Origin of the sequence: Pseudomonas machongensis, assembly GCF_034961125.1 — a bacterium.
In the GTDB taxonomy this organism is placed as follows: domain Bacteria; phylum Pseudomonadota; class Gammaproteobacteria; order Pseudomonadales; family Pseudomonadaceae; genus Aquipseudomonas; species Aquipseudomonas machongensis.
Map to the genome: position 1 here is coordinate 1 of NZ_JAYFUI010000086.1, position 26,559 is coordinate 26,559.

A 26,559-nucleotide genomic window follows, 5' to 3' on the forward strand; every position below is an offset into this window, starting at 1 on the left:
CCGGTCTGGCGCATGGTGCGGATGACCTTGTCGAGCGAGACGAAGTGCTGCCCGTCGCCGCGCAGGGCCATGCGCACCGCATTGATCGCCTTGACCGAGCCCATGGCGTTGCGCTCGATGCAGGGCACCTGGACCAGCCCACCGATCGGGTCACAGGTCAGGCCCAGGTTGTGTTCCATGCCGATCTCGGCGGCGTTCTCCACCTGTTGCGGGGTACCGCCCATGACTTCGCAGAGGGCGCCCGCCGCCATCGAGCAGGCCACCCCCACTTCGCCCTGGCAGCCGACCTCGGCGCCGGAAATCGAGGCGTTCTCCTTGTAGAGGATGCCGATGGCGGCCGCGGTGAGCAGAAAACGCACCACGCCGTCTTCGCTGGCGCCGGGAACGAAACGCATGTAGTAGTGCAGCACCGCCGGGACGATACCCGCCGCGCCGTTGGTCGGTGCAGTGACGACGCGTCCGCCATAGGCGTTTTCCTCGTTGACCGCCAAGGCGTAGAGGTTGACCCAATCGAGTACCGACAGCGCATCGCGCAGGCTGGCTTCCGGGTGTCGGCTGAGCTGGCGGTGCAAGGCAGGGGCGCGGCGCTTGACCTTGAGGCCGCCCGGCAGGATGCCCTCATGGCGACAGCCCGCTTCGACGCAATCCTGCATGACCTGCCAGATGCGCAGCAGGCCGGCTCGGGTTTCCTGTTCGGGGCGCCAGGCGGCTTCGTTGGCGAGCATCACCTGGCTGAACGACAGGTGCTGCTCGACGCAATGGCCGAGCAGTTGCCTGGCCGTCGTGAAGGGGTAGGGCAGGGCGGTGTTGTCTTCGACGATGCGGTCCTGGCCGGCTGCGTCCTGGTCGACGACGAAGCCGCCGCCCACCGAGTAGTACTCGCGGCTGCGGATCTGCAGCCCGGCAGCATCGAAGGCACGGAAGATCATGCCATTGGGGTGGTAGTCCAGTGGCTTGCGGATCATCGCCAGGTGCTGTTTCTCGACGAAATCGATCCTGTGTTCGCCAAGCAGGTGCAGGTGACCGCTGGCGCGGATTGCCTGCAGGCGTTCGGGGATGGATTCGGTGTCGACGGTGTCGGGGTGTTCCCCCTCGAGCCCCAGGAGCACAGCCTTGTCGCTGCCGTGACCCTTGCCGGTCGCACCGAGCGAGCCGTAGAGCTCGGCCTTGACGCTGGCCGTGCTGGCCAGCAGGCCATCGCGGCGCAAGCCCTCGGCGAAGCGCGCGGCGGCACGCATCGGGCCGACCGTGTGCGAACTGGAGGGGCCGATGCCGATCTTGAACAGGTCGAAGACGCTCAAAGACATGATGACCTCCTGCCAGGTGGGTTGGGCAGATGCTGAACCCTGTGGGAGCGGGCTTGCCCGCGAATGCGTCGGCGTGGCCAACATCGCATTCGCGGGCAAGCCCGCTCCCACAGAGGAACACACCTCTATCAGAGGGCGGGCCAAGAAGCTATCAGACGTCCTGATAGCTCTCGATCGACGGGCAGGCGCAGACCAGATTGCGGTCGCCGTACACGTTGTCGACCCGGCCGACCGGTGGCCAGTACTTGCTCTCGACCAGGCTCGGCAGCGGATAAACCGCCTGCTCGCGGCTATAGCCGTGGGACCATTCGCCGACCAGTTCCGCCGCGGTGTGCGGGGCGTTCTTGAGCGGGTTGTCATCCTTGTCCAGGCTGCCGTTCTCCACGGCGCGAATCTCTTCGCGGATCTGGATCATCGCATCGCAGAAACGGTCCAGTTCTTCCTTGGACTCGCTTTCGGTCGGTTCGATCATCAGCGTGCCCGCCACCGGGAACGACATGGTCGGAGCATGGAAGCCGAAGTCGATCAAACGCTTGGCCACGTCATCGACGCTGATGCCGCTGGTGTCCTTGAGCGGACGCAGGTCGAGGATGCATTCGTGGGCGACCAGGCCGTTGCCACCGGTGTACAGCACAGGATAGTGCTCTTCCAGGCGACGGGCGATGTAGTTGGCGTTGAGGATCGCCATCTGCGACGCACGCTTGAGGCCTGCGCCACCCATCATTCGAATGTACATCCAGGTGATCGGCAGGATGCTGGCGCTGCCGAACGGTGCAGCGCAGACCGCACCGGCAGTGTTTTCCAGTGTGGCATGGCCGGGCAGGAACGGCGCCAGGTGCGACTTGACGCCGATCGGGCCGACGCCCGGGCCACCACCACCGTGGGGGATGCAGAAGGTCTTGTGCAGGTTGAGGTGCGACACGTCGCCCCCGAACTTGCCCGGAGCGCACAGGCCGACCATGGCGTTCATGTTGGCGCCATCGATGTACACCTGGCCGCCGTTGTCGTGAATGATCGCGCAGATCTCGCCGATCGCCTCCTCGAATACACCGTGGGTCGAGGGGTAGGTGATCATGATCGCGGCCAGGCGCTCGCGGTGTTCGAGGGCCTTGGCGCGCAGGTCGTCGATGTCGACGTTGCCCCGGGCGTCGCAGGCGGTGACCACCACGCGCATGCCGGCCATGTGTGCGGTGGCCGGGTTGGTACCGTGTGCCGACGACGGGATCAGGCAGATGTCGCGGTGGCTTTCGCCGCGGCTACGGTGGTAGGCGCGGATCGCCAGCAGGCCTGCGTACTCGCCCTGGGAACCGGCGTTGGGCTGCAGCGACACGGCATCGTAGCCGGTGGCGGCGCAGAGCATGGCTTCAAGCTCGGTGGTCATCTGCAGGTAGCCCTGGCTCTGGGCGGCCGGGGCGAAGGGGTGCAGGTTGCCGAACTCGGCCCAGGTGACCGGAATCATTTCGCTGGCAGCATTGAGCTTCATGGTGCACGAGCCCAACGGGATCATGCTGCGATCCAGCGCCAGGTCCTTCTCGGCCAGGCGGCGCAGGTAGCGCATCAGTTCGGTTTCGCTGTGGTAGCGGTTGAACACCGGGTGCTCGAGGATCGCCGATTCTCGCACCAGTGCAGCTGGCAGGCGCGGGCTGTGGTTGGCGGCGAGGGTAGCGAAGTCCGGCAGCGCCTGGCCATTGGCGAACAATGCCCAGAGCGCCTCGACATCTGCCTGGGTGCTGGTTTCGTCCAGCGACAGCCCCAGGTGCGCGGTGTCGACCTGGCGCAGGTTCAAGCCCTTGGCGCGCGCTTGCTCGTGCAGGTTGGCGGTGGCGGCACCGGTGGCCAGGGTCAGGGTGTCGAAGAATTCACCGGTGACGACCTTGACGCCGAGCTTGGCCAGACCCACAGCGAGGATCGCGGTGAGGGCGTGGGTACGTTCAGCGATGCGTTTTAGGCCGGCCGGGCCGTGGTAGACGGCGTACATGCTGGCGATGTTGGCCAGCAGGACCTGCGCGGTGCAGATGTTGCTGGTGGCCTTTTCGCGGCGGATGTGTTGCTCGCGGGTTTGCATGGCCAGGCGCAGTGCGGTCTTGCCGAAGCGGTCGATCGAAACGCCGACCAGGCGGCCCGGCATGTCACGCTTGAACGCATCCCGGGTGGCGAAGTAGGCCGCGTGCGGGCCGCCGAAGCCCAGCGGTACGCCGAAGCGCTGGGCACTGCCGATGGCCACATCGGCGTCGAATTCGCCCGGAGGGGTCAGCAGGGTCAGGGCCAGCAGGTCGGCGGCCACGGCCACCAGGGCACCGGCGCCGTGCAGACGCTGTACCAGCTCGCGGTAGTCGAACACATCACCGTTGCTTGCCGGGTATTGCAGCAGGGCGCCGAAGAAGGCGCTGACATCGCCCAGTTCACGCTCGTCACCGACCACGACCTCGATGCCCAGCGGCTCGGCACGGGTACGCAGCACGTCAAGGGTCTGCGGGTGGCAATGCACGGAGGCGAAGAAGGCATGGCTGCCCTTGTTCTTCGACAGGCGTTTGCAGAAGGTCATGGCCTCGGCAGCGGCGGTGGCTTCGTCGAGCAGCGAGGCGTTGGCGATCGGCAGGCCGGTGAGGTCGCTGATCAGGGTCTGGAAGTTCAGCAGCGCTTCCAGGCGACCCTGGGAGATTTCCGGCTGGTAAGGGGTGTAGGCGGTGTACCACGCCGGGTTTTCCAGAAGGTTGCGCAGGATCGGCGCTGGCGTGTGGGTGTTGTAGTAGCCCTGGCCGATGAAGCTCTTGAACAGCTGGGTCTTGCCGGCGATCGCCTTGAGGGCGGCGAGGGCATCGGCCTCGCTCTGGCCGTCGGCGTCACCGAGCACGCTGGTGCCCTTGATGCTGTCGGGAATGACGGCGGCGGTCATGGCGTCGAGAGAGTCGAAGCCCAGGGTGGTCAGCATGGCCTGTTCGTCGGTGCTGCGTGGGCCGATGTGACGGGCGATGAATTCGTTGGCGGTGCCGAGGTTGATGGTCATGGTCGTGGTCCTCAGGCGTCGTCGTTGGCTTTGAGCAGGCGGTCGTAGGCATCCTGGTCGAGCAGGGCGGTCACCTCGCTCATGTCTGCAGGAACGAAGCGGAAGAACCAGCCTTCGCCCAGCGGGTCTTCGTTGACCTGCTCGGGGTTGTCGTTGAGACCTTCGTTGACCGCGACCACTTCACCGGTCAGCGGCATGTACACGCCGCTGGCAGCCTTGACCGACTCGACGGTGGAGGCTTCGGCGCCTTTTTCGTACTGCTGCAGGTCCGGCAGTTGCACGAAGACCACATCGCCAAGGGCGTTCTGGGCATAGGCGGTGATACCTACGGTGACGCTGCCGTCAGCTTCGACGCGCAGCCATTCGTGATCTTCGGTGAAACGCAACTCGCTCATGGGAAATCCTCGGGAAGCAGGGCGTTGGGCGCGGTGGGTCCGCGCTCTTGAGGTTGGGTTTTCCTTAGCAAGAATGTGGCCATGTGAGTAAAAGCATTGAAATTCAATGACTTGACTGCTTATCCAGAAAGATTTTCCCTGGCAATGGAATGAAATCAATACAGGCTGGGATGCCGGGAAAAGGATTGTCTGATCAAACCCTTGTGGATGTGGACGCAGAACGCTCCGTATCGATATCAATACGATGTATTGATATCGATACGGAGCGTTCAAGGTCATGCGCCAGTGAAAAACGGCAGCGCCAGGTACAGCTTGATCACGATGACGTTGACGATATCGATGAAGAACGCCCCCACCATGGGCACGACGAGAAAGGCGATCTGCGAAGCGCCGTAGCGCTGGGTCACAGCTTGCATGTTGGCGATGGCAGTGGGCGTGGCGCCGAGTCCGAACCCGCAATGCCCGGCTGCCAATACTGCTGCATCATAATTGCGCCCCATGACCCTGAAGGTGACGAAGATCGCGAACAGTGCCATGACCAGCGTCTGTACACCCAGCAGGATGAGGAAGGGCAGCGCCAGGGCGGCCAGGTCCCACAGTTTCAGGGACATCAGCGCCAAGGCCAGGAACAGCGATAGCGCGACGTTGCCCAACACCAGAACTTCGCGCTCGAACACCTGGTACAAGCCCCCGGCGGACAGCCCGTTCCTCAGCACGACACCTACGAACAGCACGCAGACGAACGTCGGAAGTTCGAACGGTGTGCCGCGCAACAGGCTGTTCAACAGAGTGCCTGTCAATAGGCTGATCGAGATCAGCGCCAGGCTTTCGATCATCGAAAACGGGGTTATCAGGCGTTCCTTGTTGGGCTGTTCGAAGCCTTTCGGCACGCGCGGCGTTTCCGGTTCCAGCCCTGGGGGCTGGACGCGGCTGACCAGCAACCGTGCTACAGGGCCACCGATCAGCCCGCCCAGCACCAGGCCGAAGGTGGCAGAGGCCAGGGCCAGTTCGCTGGCCGAAGCCAGTCCGTACTGAGCACTGAAGGTCGAGCCCCAGGCAGCGCCGGTGCCATGACCACCGGATAGAGAAATCGAGCCCGCCAGTAGCCCCATGAGCGGATCGAGGCCCAGTAGCTGGGCGAGGCTGATGCCGATGGCGTTCTGCACCAGCAGGAATCCGGTGACGACCAGCAGGAACAAGCCGACGCTGCGCCCACCTCTTTTCAGGCTGCCGATATCGGCGCTCAGCCCGATTGTGGCGAAGAACGCCAGCATCAATGGCGCTTGCAGGGTGGTATCGAACTGGATGTGCACGCCAACCGCGCGCAACACCAGCAGCACCAGCGCTACCACCAAGCCGCCAGTTACCGGTTCGGGAATGTTGTAGGTGCGCAGAAATCCGACGCGGGCGACAAGACAACGTCCAAGTAGAAGTACCAGTGAAGCGGCCACGAGAGTGCCGTAGAAGTCGAGCTCGAGCATTGAAAACCTACTCATTGTCACTTTGAAAGAGGTGCTCCTGGACACTCTTTCGAGCGTGCGCTGTGCCTTTCGAAGAGGCACCCGGAGCACGCGTGCGGTCAAACGGCCGACATTCTAAGTGGCACGCGCCTGGGGCGAGGCGTAGGGAAATTCTGAAGATGCCGAGCTGCTCGGGCGCTGATGGGCCTCAGTTTCTGCCTGGAATCCCATATTTGCGCAGCCGCTGCGCAATCGCGGTATGCGATGTCTGCAGCCTTCCCGCCAGCTGCCGAGTCGAAGGGTAGCTCGCATACAGGCGCTGCAGCAGTTCGCGCTCGAAGTCGCCCACGGCCTGCTCCAGGCTGCTCACCTCGCCATCCTGGCCACGCGCCACGGAGGTACCGGCAATATCCAGGTCACCGATATCTACCAGGTTGCTCTCGCAGATTGCCGCCGCGCGGAAGATCACGTTCTGCAACTGGCGCACGTTGCCTGGCCAGGGGTTGGCCAGCAGTGCCGGATGGGTGGCTGGGGTCAGACGGCAGGGAGGGCGCTGGATCTGCGTGCAGGCCTGCTGCATGAAGAAGTGCGCCAGCGACAGGATGTCCTGGCCGCGTTCGCGCAGCGGCGGGACCTGCAGGTTGAGCACGTTCAGGCGGTAGAACAGGTCTTCGCGGAAGGTGCCTTCGGCGACCATGCGTTCGAGGTCGCGGTGGGTCGCGCTGATGATACGCACGTCCACCTTCACCTCACGGTCGCCACCGACCCGGCGAAAGCTGCCGTCGCTGAGAAAGCGCAGCAGCTTGGCCTGCAGGTAGGGCGACATCTCGCCGATCTCGTCGAGAAACACCGTGCCCTGGTTGGCCAGTTCCATCAGCCCTGGCTTGCCGCCACGTTGTGCGCCGGTGAAGGCGCCCGGGGCATAGCCGAACAGTTCGCTCTCGGCCAGGCTTTCGGGTAGCGCGGCGCAGTTCAGTGCGAGGAAAGGTGCTGCGTGACGACTGCTGATGGTGTGGCAGGCGCGGGCTACCAGCTCCTTGCCGGTGCCGGTCTCGCCGTGCACCAGCAAGGGCGCATCGAGTGTGGCGACGCGCAGGGCGCGGGCCTTGAGGGTGCGGATCGCCGGGGAGTCGCCGAGCAGGGCATCGAAGCCTTCGGCGTGATCATGGTGCAGCGCCGAGAGACGTTCGCCCATGCGATTGGGCGGATACAGGGTGAGCAGGCCGCCGGCATTGGTGATCGGCGTTGCATCCAGCAGCAGGCTCTGGCCATTGAGCTGCATCTCGCGCATCGGCAAGTGGAAGTTGTTGTCGAGCAGGGCCTGGAGCAGCCCGCTGTCGCCAAACAGCTCGCCCACCGAGCGACCGGCCGATTCGCGTCCGCACAGGGCGATCAGCGCCGGGTTGGCCAGCAGCACCTTGCCAGCGCTGTCCACCGCCAGCACCGGGTCGCTCATGGCCGCGAGCAGGGCGTCGAGTTGCAGGTGGCGGCGCTGGCCGGGGAGGATATCGACCACTTCCACCGACTGCACGCCGCGCACCTCGAACAGCGCGTCGTGCAACTCTTCGAGCACGGCGGGGCTGAGCGTGGGAGCGTCGATGTAGACGTTCGGTGGCACCATCTCCACGGCATCGAGGTTGAGGTTGCGGGCACCGAGCAGGGCCAGGACTTCCTGGGTGATGCCGACGCGGTCGATGAAGCTGACGTGGATGCGCATGGGGGCAACGGGCGTGGGGGAAAGGGCGCCAGTATGCCATTGGCGAGGGGGAAGACCCAATCACGGGACGAGTCGGGGCGCCGAACCGCCGCTTGCACAGGTATTCCAGCGTGCCTGTGCGAGCGGGCCTGCCCGGCGATGGCAGTATCAGGTATCACCCAGGTGTTCAGGCTTGATCGGATCCCCGGACTTCACATCCAGCTTCTGGCGGATGTCCTCGAACATATAGTCGTAGAGCTTGTGCGGCGAGCCCAGGTTTTCGAATTTCTTCGGCGCCGGCAGGTACGACTGGGCCTTGCGGCTCAACTGCATGAGGAAGCTCGGCAGTACCTGGTCCTTGGCAAGGAAGAACTTCTCGTCGACAGACTTGCCTTCGATGCTGCCATGCATGCGGAACTGGATACCGCGGCCTTCCGTGGGATCCTGGGTGGCTTCGTACTCGATGTTGAGGTCGTAGCTGTGGTCATTCTTGTTCAGCGCCGTGCGCTCGATATGAACATGACCAGGATGGTACTGGGCCATGATGGCGTCCTCCGGAAGGTTGAAAATGGCCGGCGCCGTGCACCGGCCAACTGCACTCAACGGTAGCTGATACCTGGCTTGGCGGTCGACACCCGCGTACCGGCAGTGCCCTTGACGATCTCTTCGATGTTTTCCAGCGAGCTGATCACCGCGACCTTGCCCGTGTGGCGGGCGAAATCGCAGGCGGCCTGCACCTTCGGCCCCATCGAACCCGCTGCGAAGCCGAGTTTTTCCAGCTCGTCAGGATGCGCCTGGGCAATGGCTTTTTGCGTCGGCTTGCCGAAATCGATGTAGGCGGCATCGACATCGGTGGCGATGATCAGCAGGTCGGCGTCCAGTTGCTCGGCCAGCAGCGCCGAGCACAGGTCCTTGTCGATTACCGCCTCGATGCCCTTGAGCTTGCGGTTTTCGTCGTACATCGTGGGGATGCCGCCGCCGCCGGCGCAGATGACGATGCTGCTTTTTTCCAGCAGCCACTTGATCGGGCGGATCTCGAAGATGCGCTTGGGTTTGGGGCTGGCGACCACACGGCGGTACTTGTCGCCGTCGGCCTTGACCACCCAGCCTTTCTCCCTGGCCAGGCGCTCGGCCTCGTCCTTGGCGTAGACCGGGCCGATGAACTTGGTCGGATCCTTGAAAGCCGGGTCGTTGGCGTCGACCTCGACTTGCGTCAGCAGGGTGGCGAAGGGCACCTCGAAGTCGAGCAGGTTGCCCAGCTCCTGTTCGATCATGTACCCGATCATGCCTTCGGTCTCGGCACCGAGCACGTCCAGCGGGTAGGCTTCGTCGGGCTTGTAGGCCTGGCCCTGGAGCGACAGCAGGCCGACCTGCGGGCCATTGCCGTGGGCGATGACCAGTTCGTTGCCGGGGTGGATCTTGGCGATCTGCTCGGTGGCAGTGCGGATATTGCTGCGCTGGTTGTCGGCGGTCATTGGCTCGCCGCGGCGCAGGAGGGCGTTGCCGCCCAATGCAACAACGATACGCATGGGGAATGTCCTTCAGAAAATGTTCAAGGGTCGGGCAAGGCCCCTGTGGGAGCGGGCTTGCCCGCGAAGAGGCCAGATCAGGCAGCATCGCTGATGCGGCTGACGCCTTCGCGGGCAAGCCCGCTCCCACAGGGACGGTGCAGGCTTCCTTACAGATCAGCCAGGGTCGACACCAGGATCGCCTTGATCGTGTGCATGCGGTTCTCCGCTTGCTCGAAGGCGATGCACGCCGGCGACTCGAACACGTCATCGGTCACTTCGATGCCGTTGGCCAGGTGCGGGTATTTCTCGGCGATCTGCTTGCCGACCTTGGTCTCGGAGTTGTGGAACGCCGGCAGGCAGTGCATGAACTTGCTGCGCGGGTTACCGGTGGCTTTCATCAGTTCCTTGTTCACCTGATAGGGCAGCAGTTGTTCGATGCGCTCGCCCCAGGCATCCACAGGTTCTCCCATCGACACCCAGACGTCGGTATGGACGAAATCGACGCCTTTGACCGCCGCCTTCGGGTCTTCGGTCAGGGTGATGCGCGCGCCGCTTTCCTCGGCGTACTGCTTGCAGCGCTGCACCAGGTCGTCATGCGGCCACAGCGCCTTGGGCGCGGCGATACGCACGTCCATGCCGAGCTTGGCGCCGATCAGCAACAGCGAGTTGCCCATGTTGTTGCGCGCATCGCCCAGGTAGGCGTAGCTGATGTCGTGCAGCGGCTTGTCGCTGTGTTCGCGCATGGTCAGCACGTCGGCGATCATCTGGGTTGGGTGGTATTCGTCGGTCAGGCCGTTGAACACCGGCACGCCGGCGAACTTGGCCAGTTCTTCGACGATCTCCTGCTTGAAGCCGCGGTACTCGATGGCGTCGTACATGCGCCCGAGCACGCGGGCGGTGTCCTTCATGCTCTCCTTGTGGCCGATCTGCGAGGAGTTGGGGTCGATGTAGGTGACGTTGGCGCCCTGGTCGTAGGCGGCGACTTCGAAGGCGCAGCGGGTGCGGGTCGAGGTCTTCTCGAAGATCAGCGCAATGTTGTTGCCCTTCAGGTGCTGCTGCTCGGTGCCGGTGTACTTGGCGCGCTTGAGATCGCGGGAGAGGTCCAGCAGGTAGCGCAGCTCACGGGTGGTGTGGTGCTCGAGGCTGAGCAGGTTGCGGTTGTGGATGTTGAACGCCATGACAGTGTCTCCTTGAATGCGGTGAGTGCCCGGCCCGCGCCTCGTAAGCGTGGGCCGGATTGAGGGCGTTAGTAGTCGATAGGGTCGCGCACGATCGGGCAGGTCATGCAGTGGCCGCCGCCGCGGCCTCGGCCCAGTTCACCGGCGCTGATGGTGATGACCTCGATCCCGGCCTTGCGCAGCAATGTGTTGGTGTAGGTGTTGCGGTCGTAGCCGATGACCACGCCTGGCTCCAGGGCTACCACGTTGTTGCCGTCATCCCATTGCTCGCGTTCGGCGGCGAAGCTGTTGCCGCCGGTCTCGACCACGCGCAGCTTCACCCCGAGCTGCTCGCCGACCACCTCGATGAACGACTTGTTTTCACGGCGCACATCCATGCCGTAGGGCTTGCTTTCGTCAGGGCGGATGATGAACGGCACGATCTCGCGTACCACTTCCGGGAAGACCGTGACCAGGTCGCGGTCGCAGAAGCTGAACACGGTGTCCAGGTGCATCGCGGCACGCGACTTGGGCAGGCCGGCGACGATGACCTTTTCCACTGCGCCCTTGGCGAACAGGTTCTGCGCCAGTTGGCCGATCGCCTGGCGCGAGGTGCGCTCGCCCATGCCGATGAGCACGATGCCCTTGCCGATCGGCATGACGTCGCCGCCTTCCAGGGTGGCGCTGCCGTGCTCCTTGTCAGGGTCGCCGTACCAGACCTGGAAGTCGGCGCCGGTGAATTCCTTGTGGAACTTGTACACGGCAGTGGTCAGCAAGGTTTCCTGGCGTCGTGCCGGCCAGTACATCGGGTTCAGCGTGACGCCGCCGTAGATCCAGCAGGTGGTGTCGCGGGTGAACTGGGTGTTGGGCAGGGGTGGCAGGATGAAGCTGGAGTGGCCGAGGTAGTCGTTGTACATCTTCACCACATCGGCGCCTTCGCTCTGCGGCAGGTCCTGGCCGGCCACGCCGCCGATCAGGAACTCGGCCAGGTGGCGCGGATCGAGGCCTTCGAGCCAACTGCGCACTTCATTGGTCAGGCCAACGCCGACGGTATTGGGGGTGATCTTCCGATCGAGAATCCACGCCAGGGCCTCCTTGTTCTGCACGATGTCGGTCAGCAGGTTGTGCATTTCCAGCACATCGACGCCGCGCTCGCGCATCTTGGTGACGAAGTCGAAATGGTCACGCTTGGCCTGGTCGACCCAGATCACGTCGTCGAAGAGCAGTTCATCGCAGTTGCTGGGGGTCAGTCGCTTGTGCGCCAGTCCCGGGGCGCAGACCATCACCTTGCGTAGCTTGCCGGCTTCGGAGTGCACGCCGTATTTCTGTTTTTCCGTGGACATGATGATTCCTCCAATCATACGAAGACGTGGTCAAAGGGTCAGGAAGCCGTCGTACAGCCCGTAGGCCGCCACCAGGGCGCCGACGATCACAGCGGCGAAGATCAGTTTTTCCACGTTGGTGAAAATCGGTTGGCCGACCTCGCGCTTGGCCTTGGCGAACAGGATCGCGCCAGGGGCGTAGAGCAGGGCCGACAGCAGCAGGTACTTCACGCCTCCGGCATACAGCAGCCAGATCGCGTACAACAGGGCGATACCGCCGATGATCAGGTCCTTCTTGCGTTCGGCGAGGGCCTGTTCGTAGGTTTCGCTGCGCACCGCCAGCAGTACCGCGTAGGCCGCCGACCACAGGTAGGGCACCAGGATCATCGAGGTGGCGAGGTAGATCAGCGACAGGTAGGTGCTGTTGGAGAACAGGGTGATGACCAGGAAGATCTGCACCATGGCATTGGTCAGCCACAGGGCGTTGGCCGGGACCTGGTTGGCGTTCTCGCGGCGCAGGAACTCGGGCATGGTGTGGTCCTTGGCGGCGGCGAACATGATCTCCGCGCACAGCAGCACCCACGACAGCAGTGCCCCCAGCAGCGAGATGATCAGGCCGACGCTGATCAGCACCGCACCCCAGTGACCGACCACATGCTCCAGCACCGCGGCCATCGACGGGTTCTGCAGCTTGGCCAGCTCCGGCTGGGTCATCACGCCCATCGACAGCACGTTGACCAGCACCAGGAACAGCAGCACGGTGATGAAACCGATGACCGTGGCCTTGCCCACGTCGGAGCGTTTTTCCGCCCGCGAGGAGAAGATGCTTGCGCCCTCGATGCCGATGAACACCCACACGGTGACCAGCATCATGTTGCGCACCTGATCCATCACGCTGCCGAGGTCGGGCGAGCCCAGGCCCCAGATGTCGGCGGTGAACACATCGAGCTTGAAGGCGAACAGGCAGATCAGCGCGAACAGCGCCAGTGGCACGACTTTGGCCACGGTGGTGACCAGGTTGATGAACGCCGCCTCCTTGATGCCGCGCAGGACCAGGAAGTGCACACCCCACAGCAGCAGCGATGCGCCGATCACTGCCGCCGGGGTATTGCCTTCACCGAAGACCGGGAAGAAGTACCCCAGGGTGCTGAACAGCAGGACGAAGTAGCCGACGTTGCCCAGCCAGGCACTGATCCAGTAGCCCCAGGCTGACGAGAAGCCCATGTAGTCGCCAAAGCCGGCCTTGGCATAGGCGTACACGCCACCATCGAGGTCGGGTTTGCGGTTGGCCAGGGTCTGGAATACGAAGGCCAGGGTGAGCATGCCGACGGCGGTGATGGCCCAGCCGATCAGCACGGCACCGACGCCTGCGCTGGCGGCCATGTTTTGCGGCAGGGAGAAGATCCCGCCACCTATCATCGAGCCCACGACAAGTGCAACTAATGCGCCGAGTTTAAGTTTTCCGGGAGAATCAGACATTTAACAACTCCATGCCAGGAGAAAGTTGACGACAGAATAAATCCGGCGCTGTAGTCATTCGCTGATGTGGATCAGTTCATGGCTCAACAGCGTGAGAAAATTCTTGCTCGGGTCTCCTGGAGAGTGCCGACGGCTTTGCTGCAAGCCTTGTGCGCTGGCACCTCCATGTACTTCTAGAGCAAACGCTCTGTTTGGCTTGCGAAATCTGAAAGCTAGTCGTTTCTAGCGGTTTCGCAAATTTTTCACGTGGCATTCGACAGGGCGTCGCGAATTTGCGAGTTGCTCGACAATGTGAATATTGGCGGCCGTCGGCATATAGACAAATGCGTTATGAGTGCTATAGCTTTAATGGCGTTGATTAATAAACAAGCTGTAACATTTATATGTAGTGGCCGTTATGTTTCATACAGGCGACAGGCGTGAGGGAGCTGCAGATGGGCGAACCGGGACATAAGCTTCGCCTGGGGGCGCTGATCGCCCTGGTGGTCGGTTCGATGATCGGCGGCGGGATCTTTTCATTGCCGCAGAACATGGCCGCCCGTGCCGATGTTGGCGCAGTACTGATCGGCTGGAGCATCACGGCGGTCGGCATGCTGGCGCTGGCCTTCGTGTTCCAGACCCTGGCCAACCGCAAGCCCGACCTGGATTCGGGCGTCTACGCCTACGCCAAGGCCGGCTTTGGTGACTACATGGGCTTCTCGTCGGCCTGGGGCTACTGGATCAGTGCCTGGCTGGGCAACGTCGGCTATTTCGTGCTGTTGTTCAGCACCCTGGGTTTCTACTTTCCCGTATTCGGTGAGGGCAATACGCCGATCGCCATCGGTTGCGCTTCGCTGTTGCTGTGGGCAGTGCATTTTCTGGTGCTGCGTGGCATCAAGGAAGCGACCTTCATCAACCAGGTCACCACGGTGGCCAAGGTCGTACCGCTGCTGATCTTCATCGTCATCGCGGCCTTCGCCTTCCGCGCGGATATCTTCACCCGCGATATCTGGGGGCTGGGCAACCCGAAGTTCGGCAGCGTCCTGGAGCAGGTGCGCAACATGATGCTGGTGACGGTATTCGTGTTCATCGGCATCGAGGGCGCCAGTGTCTATTCCGGGCGTGCGCTGCACCGTTCGGATGTCGGCAAGGCCACGGTGATCGGCTTTCTCGGGGTGCTGGCGCTTCTGGTGCTGGTCAACGTGCTGTCGCTGGGGGTGATGACCCAGCCTGAACTGGCGGGGTTGCAGAACCCGTCGCTGGCGTCGGTGCTGGAACATATCGTCGGGCCCTGGGGGGCGATGCTGATCAGTATCGGGTTGGCGGTTTCGTTGCTTGGGGCGCTGCTGTCATGGGCCTTGCTGTGTGCCGAGATTCTCTTCGCCACCGCTCGCGACAAGACCATGCCGCGTTTCCTGGCCAGGGAAAATGCCAATCATGTGCCGGCCAATGCGCTGTGGCTGACCAACAGCATGATCCAGGGGTTCCTGCTGATCACCCTGTTCTCGGCTGGCACCTATACCAGCCTGATCTACCTGGCGTCGTCGATGATCCTGGTGCCGTACTTCTGGTCGGCGGCCTATGCCGTGCTGCTGGCCTGGCGGGGCGAGAGCTATGCCGGGCAGGCGGGGCTGCGGCGCAAGGATCTGGCCGTGGCGCTGCTGGCGCTGTTGTATGCGGTGTGGCTGCTGTATGCCGGGGGGCTCAAGTACCTGTTGCTGTCGGCCCTGCTCTATGCCCCGGGAGTGATCCTGTTCGCCCGGGCCAGGCGCGAGCAGGGGCAGGCATTGTTCAGCCATTGGGAGAAGCTGATATTCGCGGCGGTACTGGTGGGCGCAGGGGTAGCGGCTTATGCGCTGTACTCGGGGGCGCTGAGTTTGTAAGTGGGTGGCGGTTGTTGTGGCCTCATCGCGGGACAAGTCGCAGCGGCGCACCGCTCCCACGCATGCTCACAAACTCGATGGGTCAGCCCCCTTTTGTGGGAACGGGCTGGTCCCGCGATGAGGCCATGAATCGTCACCAACGCGCTTGAGCCGAACCCAGCTCGCAAGCCCCACGTGCCCAGTGCATCGACGCCTGCCCCACCTTCAACGGCCCCTTGATCCTTTGCGCGGGCCCCCAGGGCGTCTGCTCCAGATGCGGGTCGAGATCCTCGGGCGTTTCTGCGGCCAGGGGCAAGTCATCCGCCATCGTTCCATGCTCCACCAACAGCTTGGCGGTGCGAGCCAAGGACAGCCGTGCCCGGTAACCGGCGCCATGAGCCAGGCGCTGTTCCAGCCCGCGGATCGCCTCGGCTGCCATCAGGTACCCGGTTGCATGGTCCAGCGCCTGCACCGGCAAAGGCACAGGTCTGTCCGTTTGTTGCCAGCGCATGCCTTCGCGGGCGATGCCGCTGCTCATCTGCACCAGGCTGTCGAAGCCGCGGCGTGCTTGCCAGGGGCCGCTCCAGCCGTAGGCGTTGAGGCTTACATCGATCAGGCCTGGGTTGAGCTGGCGCCTGTGCTGCGCGCCAAAACCCAGATGCTCCAGTGCATCGGCGCGATAGCCATGCAGGAGAATGTCGGCCTCCCCCAGCAGCCGTTCGAACACCTCGCGGTCAGGCGTCGCACGCAGATCCAGGCGCGCACAGCGCTTGCCCAGGGTGACTTCGGCGACCACCGCCGGCTCATCCCAACCGAATGGGTCGATGCGCAGCACTTCGGCGCCGAAGGCGGCCAGCAAGCGGCTGGCGGTGGGGCCGGCGAGGATACGCGTCAGATCCAGCACTTTGATACCGGCCAGCGGACGTGTTTCACAGCCTTGCCAGGCCAATGGCGCTGCCGCGTCGAACTGCTCGCGCAGCACCAAGGGCTCCTTGTTTACGGCGTGCCCCTGCGGGTGTTCGCACCATTGCGCCCAGCTGCGCATCTTCGCCGCACAGCCTCCGGCTTCGACCACGGCGCTTTCCAGCGCCTCACCGTCCCAGCGCAGGACCTGCGCCGCGACCGCCTGGCGATCGGCGGGGGTGCCCAGCACGCCGAGTGCGGCCTGACGATGATGGGGGGCGTTGGTGTGCAGGCGAATCCAGCCATCGCGGGTGGGATAGTCACCGGCGACGGCGTCCCACAGGGGAGGGGTCTGCCAGCCATGTGGGCGCAGGCTGGTGGCAAACCAGAACGAGGCCAGGCGCCGGTCGATGCTGACCAGCGGGCAGTTGTCGGTCTGGCGCTGCAGCAGGCTGGCCAGTGCCAGCCCGGCAGCGGCCATGCTCGCGGCGGCCAGGTCGGTGACGGCAAACGTCGAGGGCAGCCCACCAACGCCGTGCCAGCGCAGGGCGGCGTGGTCGAGGTTAAGTTCACGGACGATGGTGTCGAGCAACTGGGGCATGCAGGATCCTCCTTGGTGGATCCCATTGCAGTACATCCCGCGCTGGGATGCAAATGCTCAGCGTTGCAGTTGGGCGGGCAGTGGCGCGGTGGGTTGTTCGGGGCGCGACCAGATCCACAGGTTGCCCAGGGTCATGCCGGCGATGGCAAGAAACACTGGCCAGTGGTGCTCGAGCATGGTGAGCATCAACCCTGCGCACAGCAGCATGCTGATGGTGGCGCTGATCTTGGCGCGGCGCTGGATTACCTTGCCGTTGCGCCAGTTCCACAGTATTGGTCCGAACAGCCGGTGGTTCTCCAGCCAGGCGGACAGGCGCGGTGAGCTGCGGGTCGCTGCCCAGGCGGCCAGGAGGATGAACTCGGTGGTGGGCAGGCCGGGAATGACGATGGCGACCAGACCTATCCCGAGGCTGACATAAGCCAGGATCGCATACAGCAGGCGGGACAGTCGGGAGCGGGCAAGTCGGGTCATGGTCTCACTGCAAAGCGGTCCGGCCACCCGAATGGTGGCCGGCAAGTGCGTCTCAGGCCAGCGCTGCATCCGTGGCGTAGGCGTGCTTGAGCAGCTCGGTGAAGCGCTCGAAGGCCGCGACTGCGCCACGCTCGGCGGCAGCGTCCTCTTCGGCCGACAGTTCCAGGCTGTCGAGGATGCGGGTGAACTGTTTCCAGCCCTCTGCACGACCACCGGCGGGCTCGCCCAGGTGACGGGCGCCAAAACTGTCGGACAGGTCCAGGGCCACGGCACGCTTGATCAGGAACGCGGCGCCCAGTTTGGAGCCTTCGGAGACGAAGATCCAGCCCAGGGCTTCGCCCAGGCTTGGTTTGACCAGGGCGCCTGCGACCGGGGCCGGTACTTCGGTGTTCAGGTCGGCCAGGTCCAGGCGCGCCTGTTCGGCCCGGCAACGCTCGGCCAGGTCAGGGACGATGGCGATCAGTGCCGGGTCGGTGTACAGCGCCTGCAGTTCGGACTGGAACAGGTACTGGGCGACGACGAAGCGGGCGAAGCTCTCGCGGCTGTCGAACGGCGCGTGCGACTTGACCAGAGCGTCCAGCTCGGTGTGCGGTGCGTGGGTGACCTGGTTCAGGCGTTGCGAGCGCAGGGCGGCGCGCTCGGAGGTGTGGCGGGTCATGGGGGCATCCTTGGGAAATGGGGCTGTCTAGGTACAAGACGAAAGAGAAGACGCAGGACAGTAAAAAAACCTCACCTGGGAGTGGGAGGCATTTGTGTTCGGGAGGGGTTACGGGAGCGGCACAAGGCCGCCCCCGCGGGTACCGGGATCAGATATCCCAGACCACATTGATGGCGAAGTTGCGTCCCGGCATGGTCAGGCGGTCGAGGTTGGCCGGCTGGGTCACCGCCGCCTCGCCAAGGCCGTCGTAGCCGCGCACGTCATCCCACTGCCAGTACTTCTTGTCGGTGAGGTTGTAGAGGCCTGCGTTGACGGTCACATCCTCGGTCACCTTGTAGAAACCGGTCAGGTCGAGCACGCCGTAGCCCGGCGTGCGGAACTGCGAGCTGGCGCCATCCGGGGCGAAGAAGGTGCTGTCGTCGACGCGGGTCTTGCGCTTGACCAGTGTCCAGCTGAGCAGGCCGCCGTAGTTCTGCTGCTCGTAGCCCAGGCCCATTACCGCGGTCAGCGGGTTGACGCTGTTCAGCGGCTGGCCATTGTCGTCGTTGCGGCCATGGGCATAGGCCAGAGAGCCCTGGGTGTAGAGGCCTTGCGGCGCGCCGAAGTGATCGAGGTTCAGGCGGCCCTTGAACTCGGCGCCCTTGATGGTCGCGTGCTTGATGTTGTTGGCCTGGAAGGTCGAGCCCAGGTTGGCCGACTGCACGGCGTCTTCGTTGATGAAGTCGCGGTACTTGTTGTAGAACACCGCCACGTCGAAGTTGCCGGCCTCGAAGTTGCCGCGCACGCCCGTCTCGTAGCTCTTGCTCTTTTCAGGCTCGAGGTTGGGGTTGGGTTCGACGCTGTAGCCCAGGGTCGGGTTGTCGAAGCGGCCGTACATGGCCTTTGCGGTCGGGGTACGGAAACCCTCGGCGTACTGGCCGTACCAGGTGTAGTTGTCGTTGAAGGCATAGGTGACGCCGAACTTGGGCGAGACGCGGTGCCATTTCTTGTCGCCGTCGTCGACGCTGGACGGCGCTGCGCCGGTGCCCTGGATGCCACGCAGGAATTCTGCGGTCATCTTCGGTTCCATGCGGGTGTAGTCGTAACGCGCACCCGGCAGGAAGGTCCAGTTGTTCCAGCGGATCTCGTCCTGGGCGAACAGGCTGTAGGTGTTGATGGTCGGGTCCGGGAAGTCGCTGACCAGCGCCTGGCTATCGCTCACGCTGTTCTGGCCGATGGCGCGGCAGGTGCCACCGATGTTCAGGCAGGTGCCGGTGCCGCTGCGCGAGCCGGTGACCTTTTCGTGCTTGAGGGTGGTGCCGTAGGTGAGCAGGTGATCGGTCTCACCGATGCTGAAGGCCTTGTCGAACTGACCATCGAACACCCAGTGGCGATCCTTGTAGGTGGTCTGGCGATCACGGAACACCTGGCGACCGGAGGCGAAATAGAGTTCGTCGGTGCGCTGGTCGGTCTTGGCGATCTGGTAGTTGAGGCTCCACTTCACGTGGTCTGCGACCAGGCTGTCGAGGCCGAATTCGTGGTTGATGCCGAAGCGCTCGCGGGTGACGGTGTCATTGCCTTCACGCATCCGATACATGTTCGACGCACCACGGCCAGGGATGAACGGGCCGCCCACCGCGCTGAGGATGTTCTGGTCGCGGTCGTCCTTGTAGTGCTCGTAGGTGAAGCCCAGGCGCGCGTCGTCGGCGTAGTTCCAGCCCAGCTTGGCCAGTACGTTGGTGGTGCGCACGTCTTCCGGGTTGGCTTCGGTGCGGCCAAGGCCGGTGCCGCCGTGGCCACCGTAGGATTCGGTCTCGTGGCCGTTGCGCTGGCTCAGGTGCAGCAGGCCGTCGAAGTCGCCCTGGCGGCCAGCGACGGTGGCGGAGGTCAGCCAGCTTTCGTCGGCCGAGCTGTAGCCGGTCTTCAAGCGCGCGCCCACGTCCTTGCCAGGCTTGATGATGTCGTCCGGGTCGAGGGTGTAGTAGCTCACCGCGCCGCCGATGGCGTTGCTGCCGTACAGCACCGAGGCCGGACCACGCAGGATCTCGACGCGCTTGACGATCTCGGGGTCGACGTAATTGCGCTGGGTCTGGGCGTAGGGGCCGTAGAAGAAGCTGTCGGGGATCGACACGCCATCGACCTGGGTGAGGATTCGCTCTCCGTCGATGCCGCGGATGTTGTAGCCGTTCAGGCCGCTGCGCTGGCCGACACCGCCAACCGAGACACCCGGCTCGTAGCGCACCAGTTGCTTGATGTCGTTGACGTTCTGGCGGTCCAGTTGCTCGCGGGTCTGCACACTGACGGTGCTCGGTACCTGGCTCACGTCCTGCGCGCTGCGGGTGGCGCTGACGGTCAGCTGTTGCAGGGCAATGGCGTTGCCTGCGGTCTGGCGCTCGAGCACGACGTTGCCGTTGCCGATCTTGCGAAAGCCCAGGCCTGTGCCGTGCAGCAGTTTCTGCAGTGCCGCTTCCGGTGCCAGTGCCCCTTGCACGCCCGGCGAAGCCACGCCCTCGGCCAAATCGGCGGAGAAGCCGACCTGCCAGCCGGTGACTTCACTGAACGCGTTGATCGCCGAGACCAGTGGCTGCTGGGCGATGGCGAAGCGATAGTCGCCCATCCGCGGGCTGGCGGCCTGCGCCGGCTCTGCGGCCAGCGCCGGCAGGCTGCAGGCGCCGCTGGCCAGCAGGGCCAGGGTCAGCAGGGACAGTTGTCCCATGCGTCGGGAAGAGGGGGATGGGCGGGTTGGACCTGAGGACATCGGAAGCGCTCCCTGTCGCGCGAACTGTTATAGGTGAGTGCAGTTCTTGTTTTCGAACAAGAATCAATTGCATTGGCTATAACGAGACGGGCGTGGGGTGGGAGTCGCGTAAAAATAATTATCGGCGGTTTTGTGGGGGCGGGCTGGTCTTCAGACTTTGAAAAGGGCAGTTGTTCCCATGATCGCCACTCAGTTGAGAATCACCACCGCCGGGTATTCGTGCAACTGCGCCGAGGTGATATGGGCCAGGGCTCGCAGGGTCTCCAGAGGCTGGTCCAGGCGGTAGTTGCCGGTAACGGCCACCTGTTCCAGATGGTCGTTGCGGTTGATGATCCAGCCCGGGTAGTAGCGGCGCAGTTCGGCGAGCACCTGGCTCAACGGGCAGTTCTCGAACACCAGGCGGCCATCGATCCAGGCCAGTTCCTTGTGCAGGTCGGCGCGCTGGCGCTGACCGAAACCGTCTGGCCCGACGCTGATGCTGTCTCCGGCGCTCAGGCGGATGCGCTGGTCGCTGGCGGCCTGCAAGTCGACGTCGCCGCGCTGCACACGTACCTGCGCCTGGCCATCGAGGTAGCGTACGGCGAAGTTGGTGTCGCGCACCTGTGCACGCAAGGGGCCGGCCTGGACTTCAAGCGGTGGCTGGTTGCCGCCGGGCACTTCGAAATAGGCCTCGCCCTGTAACAGCCGTGCAACCTGGCGTCCGTCGCGCTGGTCACTGGCAAAGGCCGAGTTGGTGTTGAGCAGCACCTTGGCGCCATCGTCCAGTTGCAGGCGCTGGCGTTCGCCGACCACGGTCAGGTGATCGGCCTGCAGGCGTACCGGCAGGTTGCCGAAGGTGAACAGCCCGACCAGCAGCACGGCTGCGGTGGCCAGTGGTTTCCAGTGGCGGCGCAGGCGTCCGCGCAACGAGGTGCGGCGCTGTTGATGCAGATCGCCCGCCAGATGGCGCAGGGCGGCGCCATTCCACAGCGCCTCGGCTTCGACATAGGCTTCGGCGTTCTGCTCGGCGGCGCCCAGCCAGGCTTCGAAGTCCTGGGTGTCCTGCTCGGTGGGGCATTGCAGGCGGATCAACCAGTCCTGCGCTTCGTCCATGGCACGGGCGCGGGCATCTGGCTCGGCGGGCGATGGGCGAGGGGCAGGGTTGCTCACGGGGGATCCTTGCATGGCGTTTTTTGCAGATGATCGGCGCTGCGGACAGGCATGGCAAGAGCCAGCACCTGCCCAGGTGGCGAGCGGTCGCTCACTTGAGGCGGTCGGCTACACCCATGCAGATCGCCATGATCAGCTTCAGTTCCTTCTGCACGGTGCTGGCCGAGACCTGCAACTGCTCGGCGATTTCCAGGTAGCTGGCACCGTGCAGGCGGCTGAGGATGAAGATGCGCTGCTGGCGTGCGGTGAGCTGGCCGAGGCTGACGCTCAGGCGCTTGAGCAGTTGCTCGGCATGCACCGCATCCTCGCTGTTGCCCAGCGGCGCGGCGACATTGTGCAGCACTTGCTCGGGCACGTCGTCGACCAGTGTGCGTGACTGCACGCGGCGCGCGCGCAAGTGGTCGAGGGCAAGGTTGCGGGCGGTCTGGAACACGAAGGGTTCGAGGTGTTCGATAGGGCGCTCGCCCAGCGCACGGGTAACCCGCAGGTAGGTTTCCTGCAGCAGGTCTTCCGCCGTGCTGGGGTTGCCGACCATGCGCTGCAAGGTGCGCAGCAGGGTGAGGCGTTGGGTGAGGAAGACTGAGTTGAACCGGGACTGACTCACGGGGAAACCTGGCCGATGAGGGGTGAATGATAATGCTTATCATCCATGCATCAGGTCAAGCAGAGAAATGTCATGAAGGGGTAAAGGTGGGGCCGCCAGGCAGCCCCAAGGCCTTTTTCATTGTGCCCGGAACAGCGCCAGGCAGTTGTCCAGCATGCGGTTGGAGAAGCCCCACTCGTTGTCGTACCAGGCCAGCACCTTGAGCATGCGGCCGTTGGCGCGGGTGTGGTTGGCGTCGAAGATCGACGACAGCGGGTTGTGGTTGAAGTCGCACGAGACCAGCGGCAGGCTGTTGTAGCCGAGCACGCGCGAATGACGGCTGGCTTCGAGGAACAAGCGGTTGACCTCGTCGGCACTGGCTTCGCGCTTGAGGTTGACGGTCAGGTCGACCAGCGACACGTTGATCACCGGCACCCGTACCGCCATGCCGGTGAGCTTGCCGGCCAGTTCCGGCAGCACCAGGCCCACGGCTTCGGCGGCGCCAGTCTTGCTCGGGATCATCGATTGGGTGGCCGAGCGGGCCCGGTAGGGGTCGCTGTGGTAGACGTCGGTCAGCACCTGGTCGTTGGTGTAGGCGTGGATGGTGGTCATCAGCCCCTGCTCGATGCCGAACTCACGCTGCAGCACCTGGGCAATCGGCGCCAGGCAGTTGGTGGTGCACGAGGCGTTGGAGATGACTTGGTGCGAGGCGCGCAGCACGTCGTGGTTGACGCCATACACCACGGTAGCATCGGCGCCCTTGGCCGGCGCCGAGATGATCACCTTGCCGGCGCCAGCCGTGATATGGGCCGCCGCCTTGGCGCGGTCGGTGAACAGCCCGGTGCATTCGAACACCACATCGATGGCTTCGGCTTTCCAGGGCAGTTCGGCGGGGTTGCGGATGGCGCTGACGGCGATGCGATCGCCGTTGACCGTCAGGCTTTCATGATCGGCCTCGACGGTGGCATCGAAGGTGCCATGTACGCTGTCGTACTTGAGCAGGTGGGCATTCATCGCGCTGTCGCCCAGGTCGTTGATGGCGACGACCTGCAGGTCCTGGCGGTAGCCTTGGGTATAGAGTGCGCGCAGGACGTTGCGTCCGATGCGGCCGAATCCGTTGATCGCGATGCGAAGGGTCATTGGCATTACCTCTGGCAGTTCGGGTGAAGCCTGTGGCACAAAATGGGATGAGGCTTCACTGAAACGGTTTTGTTATTGGAATTACAAGATTATTCACTCCAAGATAGAAAACAAGCATTTTTAGTGGCAATATTTTGGTAAATCTACAACGAGTGATCGAGCCTTCCACGCCAACGACCTTTCCGGCCCCTGCCTTGAGCCTAGGTCGCAATCGTTTGGAGTGGAAATGCCGGTTCAGGTCGCCCTTACACATAGCCTGGAGTCCAGTACATGCATCCGCGCATCCTTGAGGTCACCGCGAGGCTGACCGAACGCAGCCGTGCCACCCGTGAACGCTACCTTGAGCTCATTCGCGGCGCGGCCAGCGACGGCCCGATGCGCGCCAGCCTGCAGTGCGCCAACTTCGCCCACGGCGTGGCCGGTTGCGGCAGCCAGGACAAGCACAGCCTGCGGATGATGAACGCTGCCAACGTGGCCATCGTCTCTGCCTACAACGACATGCTCTCGGCGCACCAGCCGTACCAGCACTTCCCCGAACAGATCAAACAGGCGCTGCGCGATATCGGCTCGGTCGGCCAGTTCGCCGGTGGCGTACCGGCCATGTGCGATGGCGTGACCCAGGGTGAACCTGGCATGGAGCTGGCGATCGCCAGCCGCGAAGTGATCGCCATGTCCACGGCCATCGCCCTGTCGCACAACATGTTCGATGCTGCGCTGATGCTGGGCATCTGCGACAAGATCGTGCCCGGCCTGATGATGGGGGCGTTGCGTTTCGGCCACCTGCCGACCATCTTCGTGCCTGGCGGGCCGATGCCTTCGGGCATCTCCAACAAGGAAAAGGCCGACGTGCGCCAGCGCTACGCCGAGGGCAAGGCCAGCCGCGAGGAGTTGCTGGAGTCGGAGATGAAGTCCTACCACAGCCCCGGCACCTGCACCTTCTATGGGACAGCCAACACCAACCAGCTGGTGATGGAAGTCATGGGCCTGCACCTGCCGGGCGCCTCGTTCGTCAACCCCTACACCCCATTGCGCGATGCGCTGACCGCCGAGGCGGCGCAGCAGGTCACGCGCATGACCAAGGCCAGCGGCAGCTTCATGCCGTTGGGCGAGATCGTCGACGAGAAGGCGCTGGTCAACTCCATCGTCGCTCTGCACGCCACCGGCGGCTCGACCAACCACACCCTGCATATCCCGGCGATTGCCCAGGCTGCCGGGATCCAGCTGACCTGGCAGGACATGGCCGACCTCTCCGAGGTGGTGCCGACGCTGTCTCACGTCTACCCCAACGGCAAGGCCGACATCAACCACTTCCAGGCCGCAGGCGGCATGAGCTTCCTGATCCGCGAACTGCTCGACGCCGGGCTGCTGCACGAGGACGTCAATACCGTGGCCGGCCACGGTCTGCGCCGCTACACCCAGGAACCGTTCCTCGACGACGGCAAGCTGGTGTGGCGCGAGGGGCCGCAGCACAGCCTGGACGAAAGCATCCTGCGCCCGGTCGCCCGGCCATTCTCGGCCGAGGGCGGGTTGCGGGTGATGGAAGGCAACCTGGGGCGCGGGGTGATGAAAGTCTCCGCCGTGGCGCCGGAACACCAGGTGGTCGAGGCTCCGGCGCGAGTCTTCCACGATCAGCAGTCGCTGGCCGATGCCTTCAAGGCTGGCGAGTTGGAGCGCGATTTCGTCGCCGTGGTGCGCTTCCAGGGCCCGCGCTGCAACGGCATGCCCGAGCTGCACAAGCTCACGCCGTTCCTCGGTGTGCTGCAGGACCGCGGCTACAAGGTCGCGCTGGTCACCGACGGACGCATGTCCGGTGCTTCGGGCAAGATCCCGGCGGCGATCCACGTGTGCCCCGAAGCCTATGACGGCGGCCCGCTGGCACGGGTGCGCGATGGTGATATCGTGCGCGTCGACGGTGTCGAAGGCACGCTGCAACTGATGGTGTCGGCCGAGGAACTGGCCAGTCGCGATCAGCCTGATGCACCCCAGGGTAATGACCTGGGGTGCGGGCGCGAGCTGTTCGGCTTCATGCGCGTCGCGTTCAGCCCGGCAGAGCAGGGCGCCAGCGCCTTTACCTCTGCCCTGGAGCGTTTCAAATGAAGGCCTCGCTGGTCGGTGACATCGGCGGTACCAACGCCCGCTTTGCCCTGTGGCGTGACAATGATCTGCACGCGGTGCAGGTGCTGGCGACGGCGGACTATTCCAGCCCCGAGCAGGCTATCGAGGCCTACCTCAAGGACCAGGGCCTCGAACGTGGCGACGTCTCGGACGTGTGCCTGTCGGTGGCCGGCCCTGTCGATGGCGACGAATTTCGCTTCACCAACAATCACTGGCGCCTGAGCCGCTCGGCCTTCTGCAAGGTGCTGCAGGTCGAGCGCCTGTCGCTGATCAACGACTTTTCCGCCATGGCGCTGGGCATGACCCGCCTCAAGCCTGGCGAGTTCGTCGAGGTGTGCCCCGGCCAGGCGGACGCCGCGCGCCCGGCGCTGGTCATCGGTGCGGGTACCGGCCTTGGCGTCGGCACCTTGCTCAGCCTTGGCGAGCAGCACTGGATGGCGCTGCCGGGCGAGGGCGGGCATGTCGACCTGCCGGTGGGCAATGCCCGTGAGGCGGCGATCCACCAGCAGATCCACAGCCAGATCGGCCATGTCAGCGCCGAGACCGTGCTCAGTGGTGGTGGGTTGGTGCGGCTGTACCAGGCGATCTGTGCGCTGGATGGCGCTGCACCCCGTCACAAGACCCCTGCGCAGATCACCGATGCTGCGCTGGGCGGCGAACCGCAGGCCCTGGCGGTGATCGAACAGTTCTCACGCTTTCTCGGGCGTGTAGCGGGTAACAATGTGCTGACCTTGGGGGCGCGTGGGGGGGTCTATATTGTTGGCGGCGTGGTGCCGCGTTTCGCCGAGCTGTTCCTGCGCAGCGGGTTCGCGGCAAGCTTTGCCGACAAGGGCTGCATGAGCGGCTACTTCCCAGGTGTGCCGGTGTGGCTGGTGACGGCGGAGTTTTCCGGGTTGCTCGGAGCCGGTGTGGCTTTGCAGCAGATGCTGGACCACTGACGGTCGGTTGTGATGCCATTCGCGGGCAAGCCCGCTCCTACAAAGAACTGTGGGGGCGGGCTTGCCTGCGAATGGCCTCGACACCGATA

The 26,559-nt window shown here is 64.2% G+C and carries 20 protein-coding genes; 3 read left to right on the forward strand and 17 right to left on the reverse strand.

Annotated elements, in window-relative coordinates; all coding sequences use genetic code 11:
* From VA602_RS09150 to arcD (VA602_RS09195), 10 genes are all read right to left on the reverse strand, one after another.
* The coding region (locus tag VA602_RS09150) for an L-serine ammonia-lyase (RefSeq protein WP_323453060.1) at nucleotides 1-1,307 on the reverse strand (1,307 nt) is incomplete at its 3' end.
* Nucleotides 1,308-1,458: 151 nt separating this feature from the next.
* Nucleotides 1,459-4,314 carry an aminomethyl-transferring glycine dehydrogenase gene (gene gcvP / locus VA602_RS09155; protein ID WP_323453061.1) on the reverse strand — a complete coding sequence of 952 codons (2,856 nt, stop codon included), beginning with the start codon at nucleotides 4,312-4,314 and terminating at the stop codon, nucleotides 1,459-1,461.
* 11 nt (nucleotides 4,315-4,325) lie between these two features.
* A complete protein-coding gene (gene gcvH, locus VA602_RS09160; protein ID WP_054895511.1) occupies nucleotides 4,326-4,709 on the reverse strand; it encodes a glycine cleavage system protein GcvH in 384 nt (127 codons plus the stop codon).
* A 275-nt stretch (nucleotides 4,710-4,984) separates the two neighbouring features.
* The gene (gene gltS, locus VA602_RS09165; RefSeq protein WP_323453062.1) at nucleotides 4,985-6,190 is read right to left on the reverse strand and encodes a sodium/glutamate symporter; all 1,206 of its coding nucleotides are present in this window, start codon (nucleotides 6,188-6,190) and stop codon (nucleotides 4,985-4,987) included.
* Between the two features lie 187 nt (nucleotides 6,191-6,377).
* A complete protein-coding gene (locus VA602_RS09170; RefSeq protein WP_065863229.1) occupies nucleotides 6,378-7,886 on the reverse strand; it encodes a sigma-54-dependent transcriptional regulator in 1,509 nt (502 codons plus the stop codon).
* Nucleotides 7,887-8,033: 147 nt separating this feature from the next.
* Nucleotides 8,034-8,408, reverse strand: coding sequence for a DUF5064 family protein (locus tag VA602_RS09175; protein WP_065863228.1), 375 nt, complete (start codon nucleotides 8,406-8,408; stop codon nucleotides 8,034-8,036).
* Between the two features lie 56 nt (nucleotides 8,409-8,464).
* Entirely contained in the window at nucleotides 8,465-9,394 is a 930-nt protein-coding gene (gene arcC, locus VA602_RS09180; protein ID WP_323453063.1) for a carbamate kinase, read from the reverse strand.
* 149 nt (nucleotides 9,395-9,543) lie between these two features.
* Complete coding sequence (locus VA602_RS09185; protein ID WP_054895515.1) at nucleotides 9,544-10,554, reverse strand: ornithine carbamoyltransferase; 1,011 nt, start codon at nucleotides 10,552-10,554, stop codon at nucleotides 9,544-9,546.
* Nucleotides 10,555-10,622: 68 nt separating this feature from the next.
* Nucleotides 10,623-11,876, reverse strand: coding sequence for an arginine deiminase (gene arcA, locus VA602_RS09190; RefSeq protein WP_054895516.1), 1,254 nt, complete (start codon nucleotides 11,874-11,876; stop codon nucleotides 10,623-10,625).
* Nucleotides 11,877-11,906: 30 nt separating this feature from the next.
* The gene (gene arcD, locus VA602_RS09195) at nucleotides 11,907-13,334 is read right to left on the reverse strand and encodes an arginine-ornithine antiporter (RefSeq protein WP_054925695.1); all 1,428 of its coding nucleotides are present in this window, start codon (nucleotides 13,332-13,334) and stop codon (nucleotides 11,907-11,909) included.
* A 434-nt stretch (nucleotides 13,335-13,768) separates the two neighbouring features.
* Between arcD (VA602_RS09195) and arcD (VA602_RS09200) the strand changes: the two genes are divergently transcribed.
* The gene (gene arcD, locus VA602_RS09200) at nucleotides 13,769-15,196 is read left to right on the forward strand and encodes an arginine-ornithine antiporter (protein WP_323453064.1); all 1,428 of its coding nucleotides are present in this window, start codon (nucleotides 13,769-13,771) and stop codon (nucleotides 15,194-15,196) included.
* Nucleotides 15,197-15,329: 133 nt separating this feature from the next.
* Here the strand turns inward: arcD (VA602_RS09200) and VA602_RS09205 are convergent, their stop codons facing one another.
* The 7 genes from VA602_RS09205 to gap form a co-directional block, all read right to left on the reverse strand.
* Nucleotides 15,330-16,679, reverse strand: coding sequence for a CoA transferase (locus VA602_RS09205; protein ID WP_323453065.1), 1,350 nt, complete (start codon nucleotides 16,677-16,679; stop codon nucleotides 15,330-15,332).
* A 57-nt stretch (nucleotides 16,680-16,736) separates the two neighbouring features.
* Nucleotides 16,737-17,150 carry a YbaN family protein gene (locus tag VA602_RS09210; RefSeq protein WP_323453066.1) on the reverse strand — a complete coding sequence of 138 codons (414 nt, stop codon included), beginning with the start codon at nucleotides 17,148-17,150 and terminating at the stop codon, nucleotides 16,737-16,739.
* Between the two features lie 52 nt (nucleotides 17,151-17,202).
* Complete coding sequence (locus VA602_RS09215) at nucleotides 17,203-17,808, reverse strand: biliverdin-producing heme oxygenase (protein ID WP_063543221.1); 606 nt, start codon at nucleotides 17,806-17,808, stop codon at nucleotides 17,203-17,205.
* Between the two features lie 148 nt (nucleotides 17,809-17,956).
* Entirely contained in the window at nucleotides 17,957-20,545 is a 2,589-nt protein-coding gene (locus VA602_RS09220; RefSeq protein ID WP_323453067.1) for a TonB-dependent receptor, read from the reverse strand.
* A gap of 189 nt (nucleotides 20,546-20,734) precedes the next feature.
* Complete coding sequence (locus tag VA602_RS09225) at nucleotides 20,735-21,637, reverse strand: FecR family protein (protein WP_231100319.1); 903 nt, start codon at nucleotides 21,635-21,637, stop codon at nucleotides 20,735-20,737.
* A gap of 148 nt (nucleotides 21,638-21,785) precedes the next feature.
* Nucleotides 21,786-22,298: an RNA polymerase sigma factor gene (locus tag VA602_RS09230; protein ID WP_054895146.1), complete on the reverse strand. Its 513-nt coding sequence runs from the start codon at nucleotides 22,296-22,298 to the stop codon at nucleotides 21,786-21,788.
* 117 nt (nucleotides 22,299-22,415) lie between these two features.
* Entirely contained in the window at nucleotides 22,416-23,417 is a 1,002-nt protein-coding gene (gene gap, locus VA602_RS09235; protein ID WP_054895147.1) for a type I glyceraldehyde-3-phosphate dehydrogenase, read from the reverse strand.
* A gap of 270 nt (nucleotides 23,418-23,687) precedes the next feature.
* Between gap and edd the strand changes: the two genes are divergently transcribed.
* A complete protein-coding gene (gene edd, locus VA602_RS09240; RefSeq protein ID WP_054895148.1) occupies nucleotides 23,688-25,514 on the forward strand; it encodes a phosphogluconate dehydratase in 1,827 nt (608 codons plus the stop codon).
* Nucleotides 25,511-26,470 (forward strand): glucokinase, encoded by a 960-nt coding sequence (locus VA602_RS09245; RefSeq protein ID WP_323453068.1) that lies wholly within the window; start codon nucleotides 25,511-25,513, stop codon nucleotides 26,468-26,470. The genes edd and VA602_RS09245 overlap by 4 nt, the downstream gene beginning before the upstream one ends.
* Nucleotides 26,471-26,559: the final 89 nt, after the last annotated feature.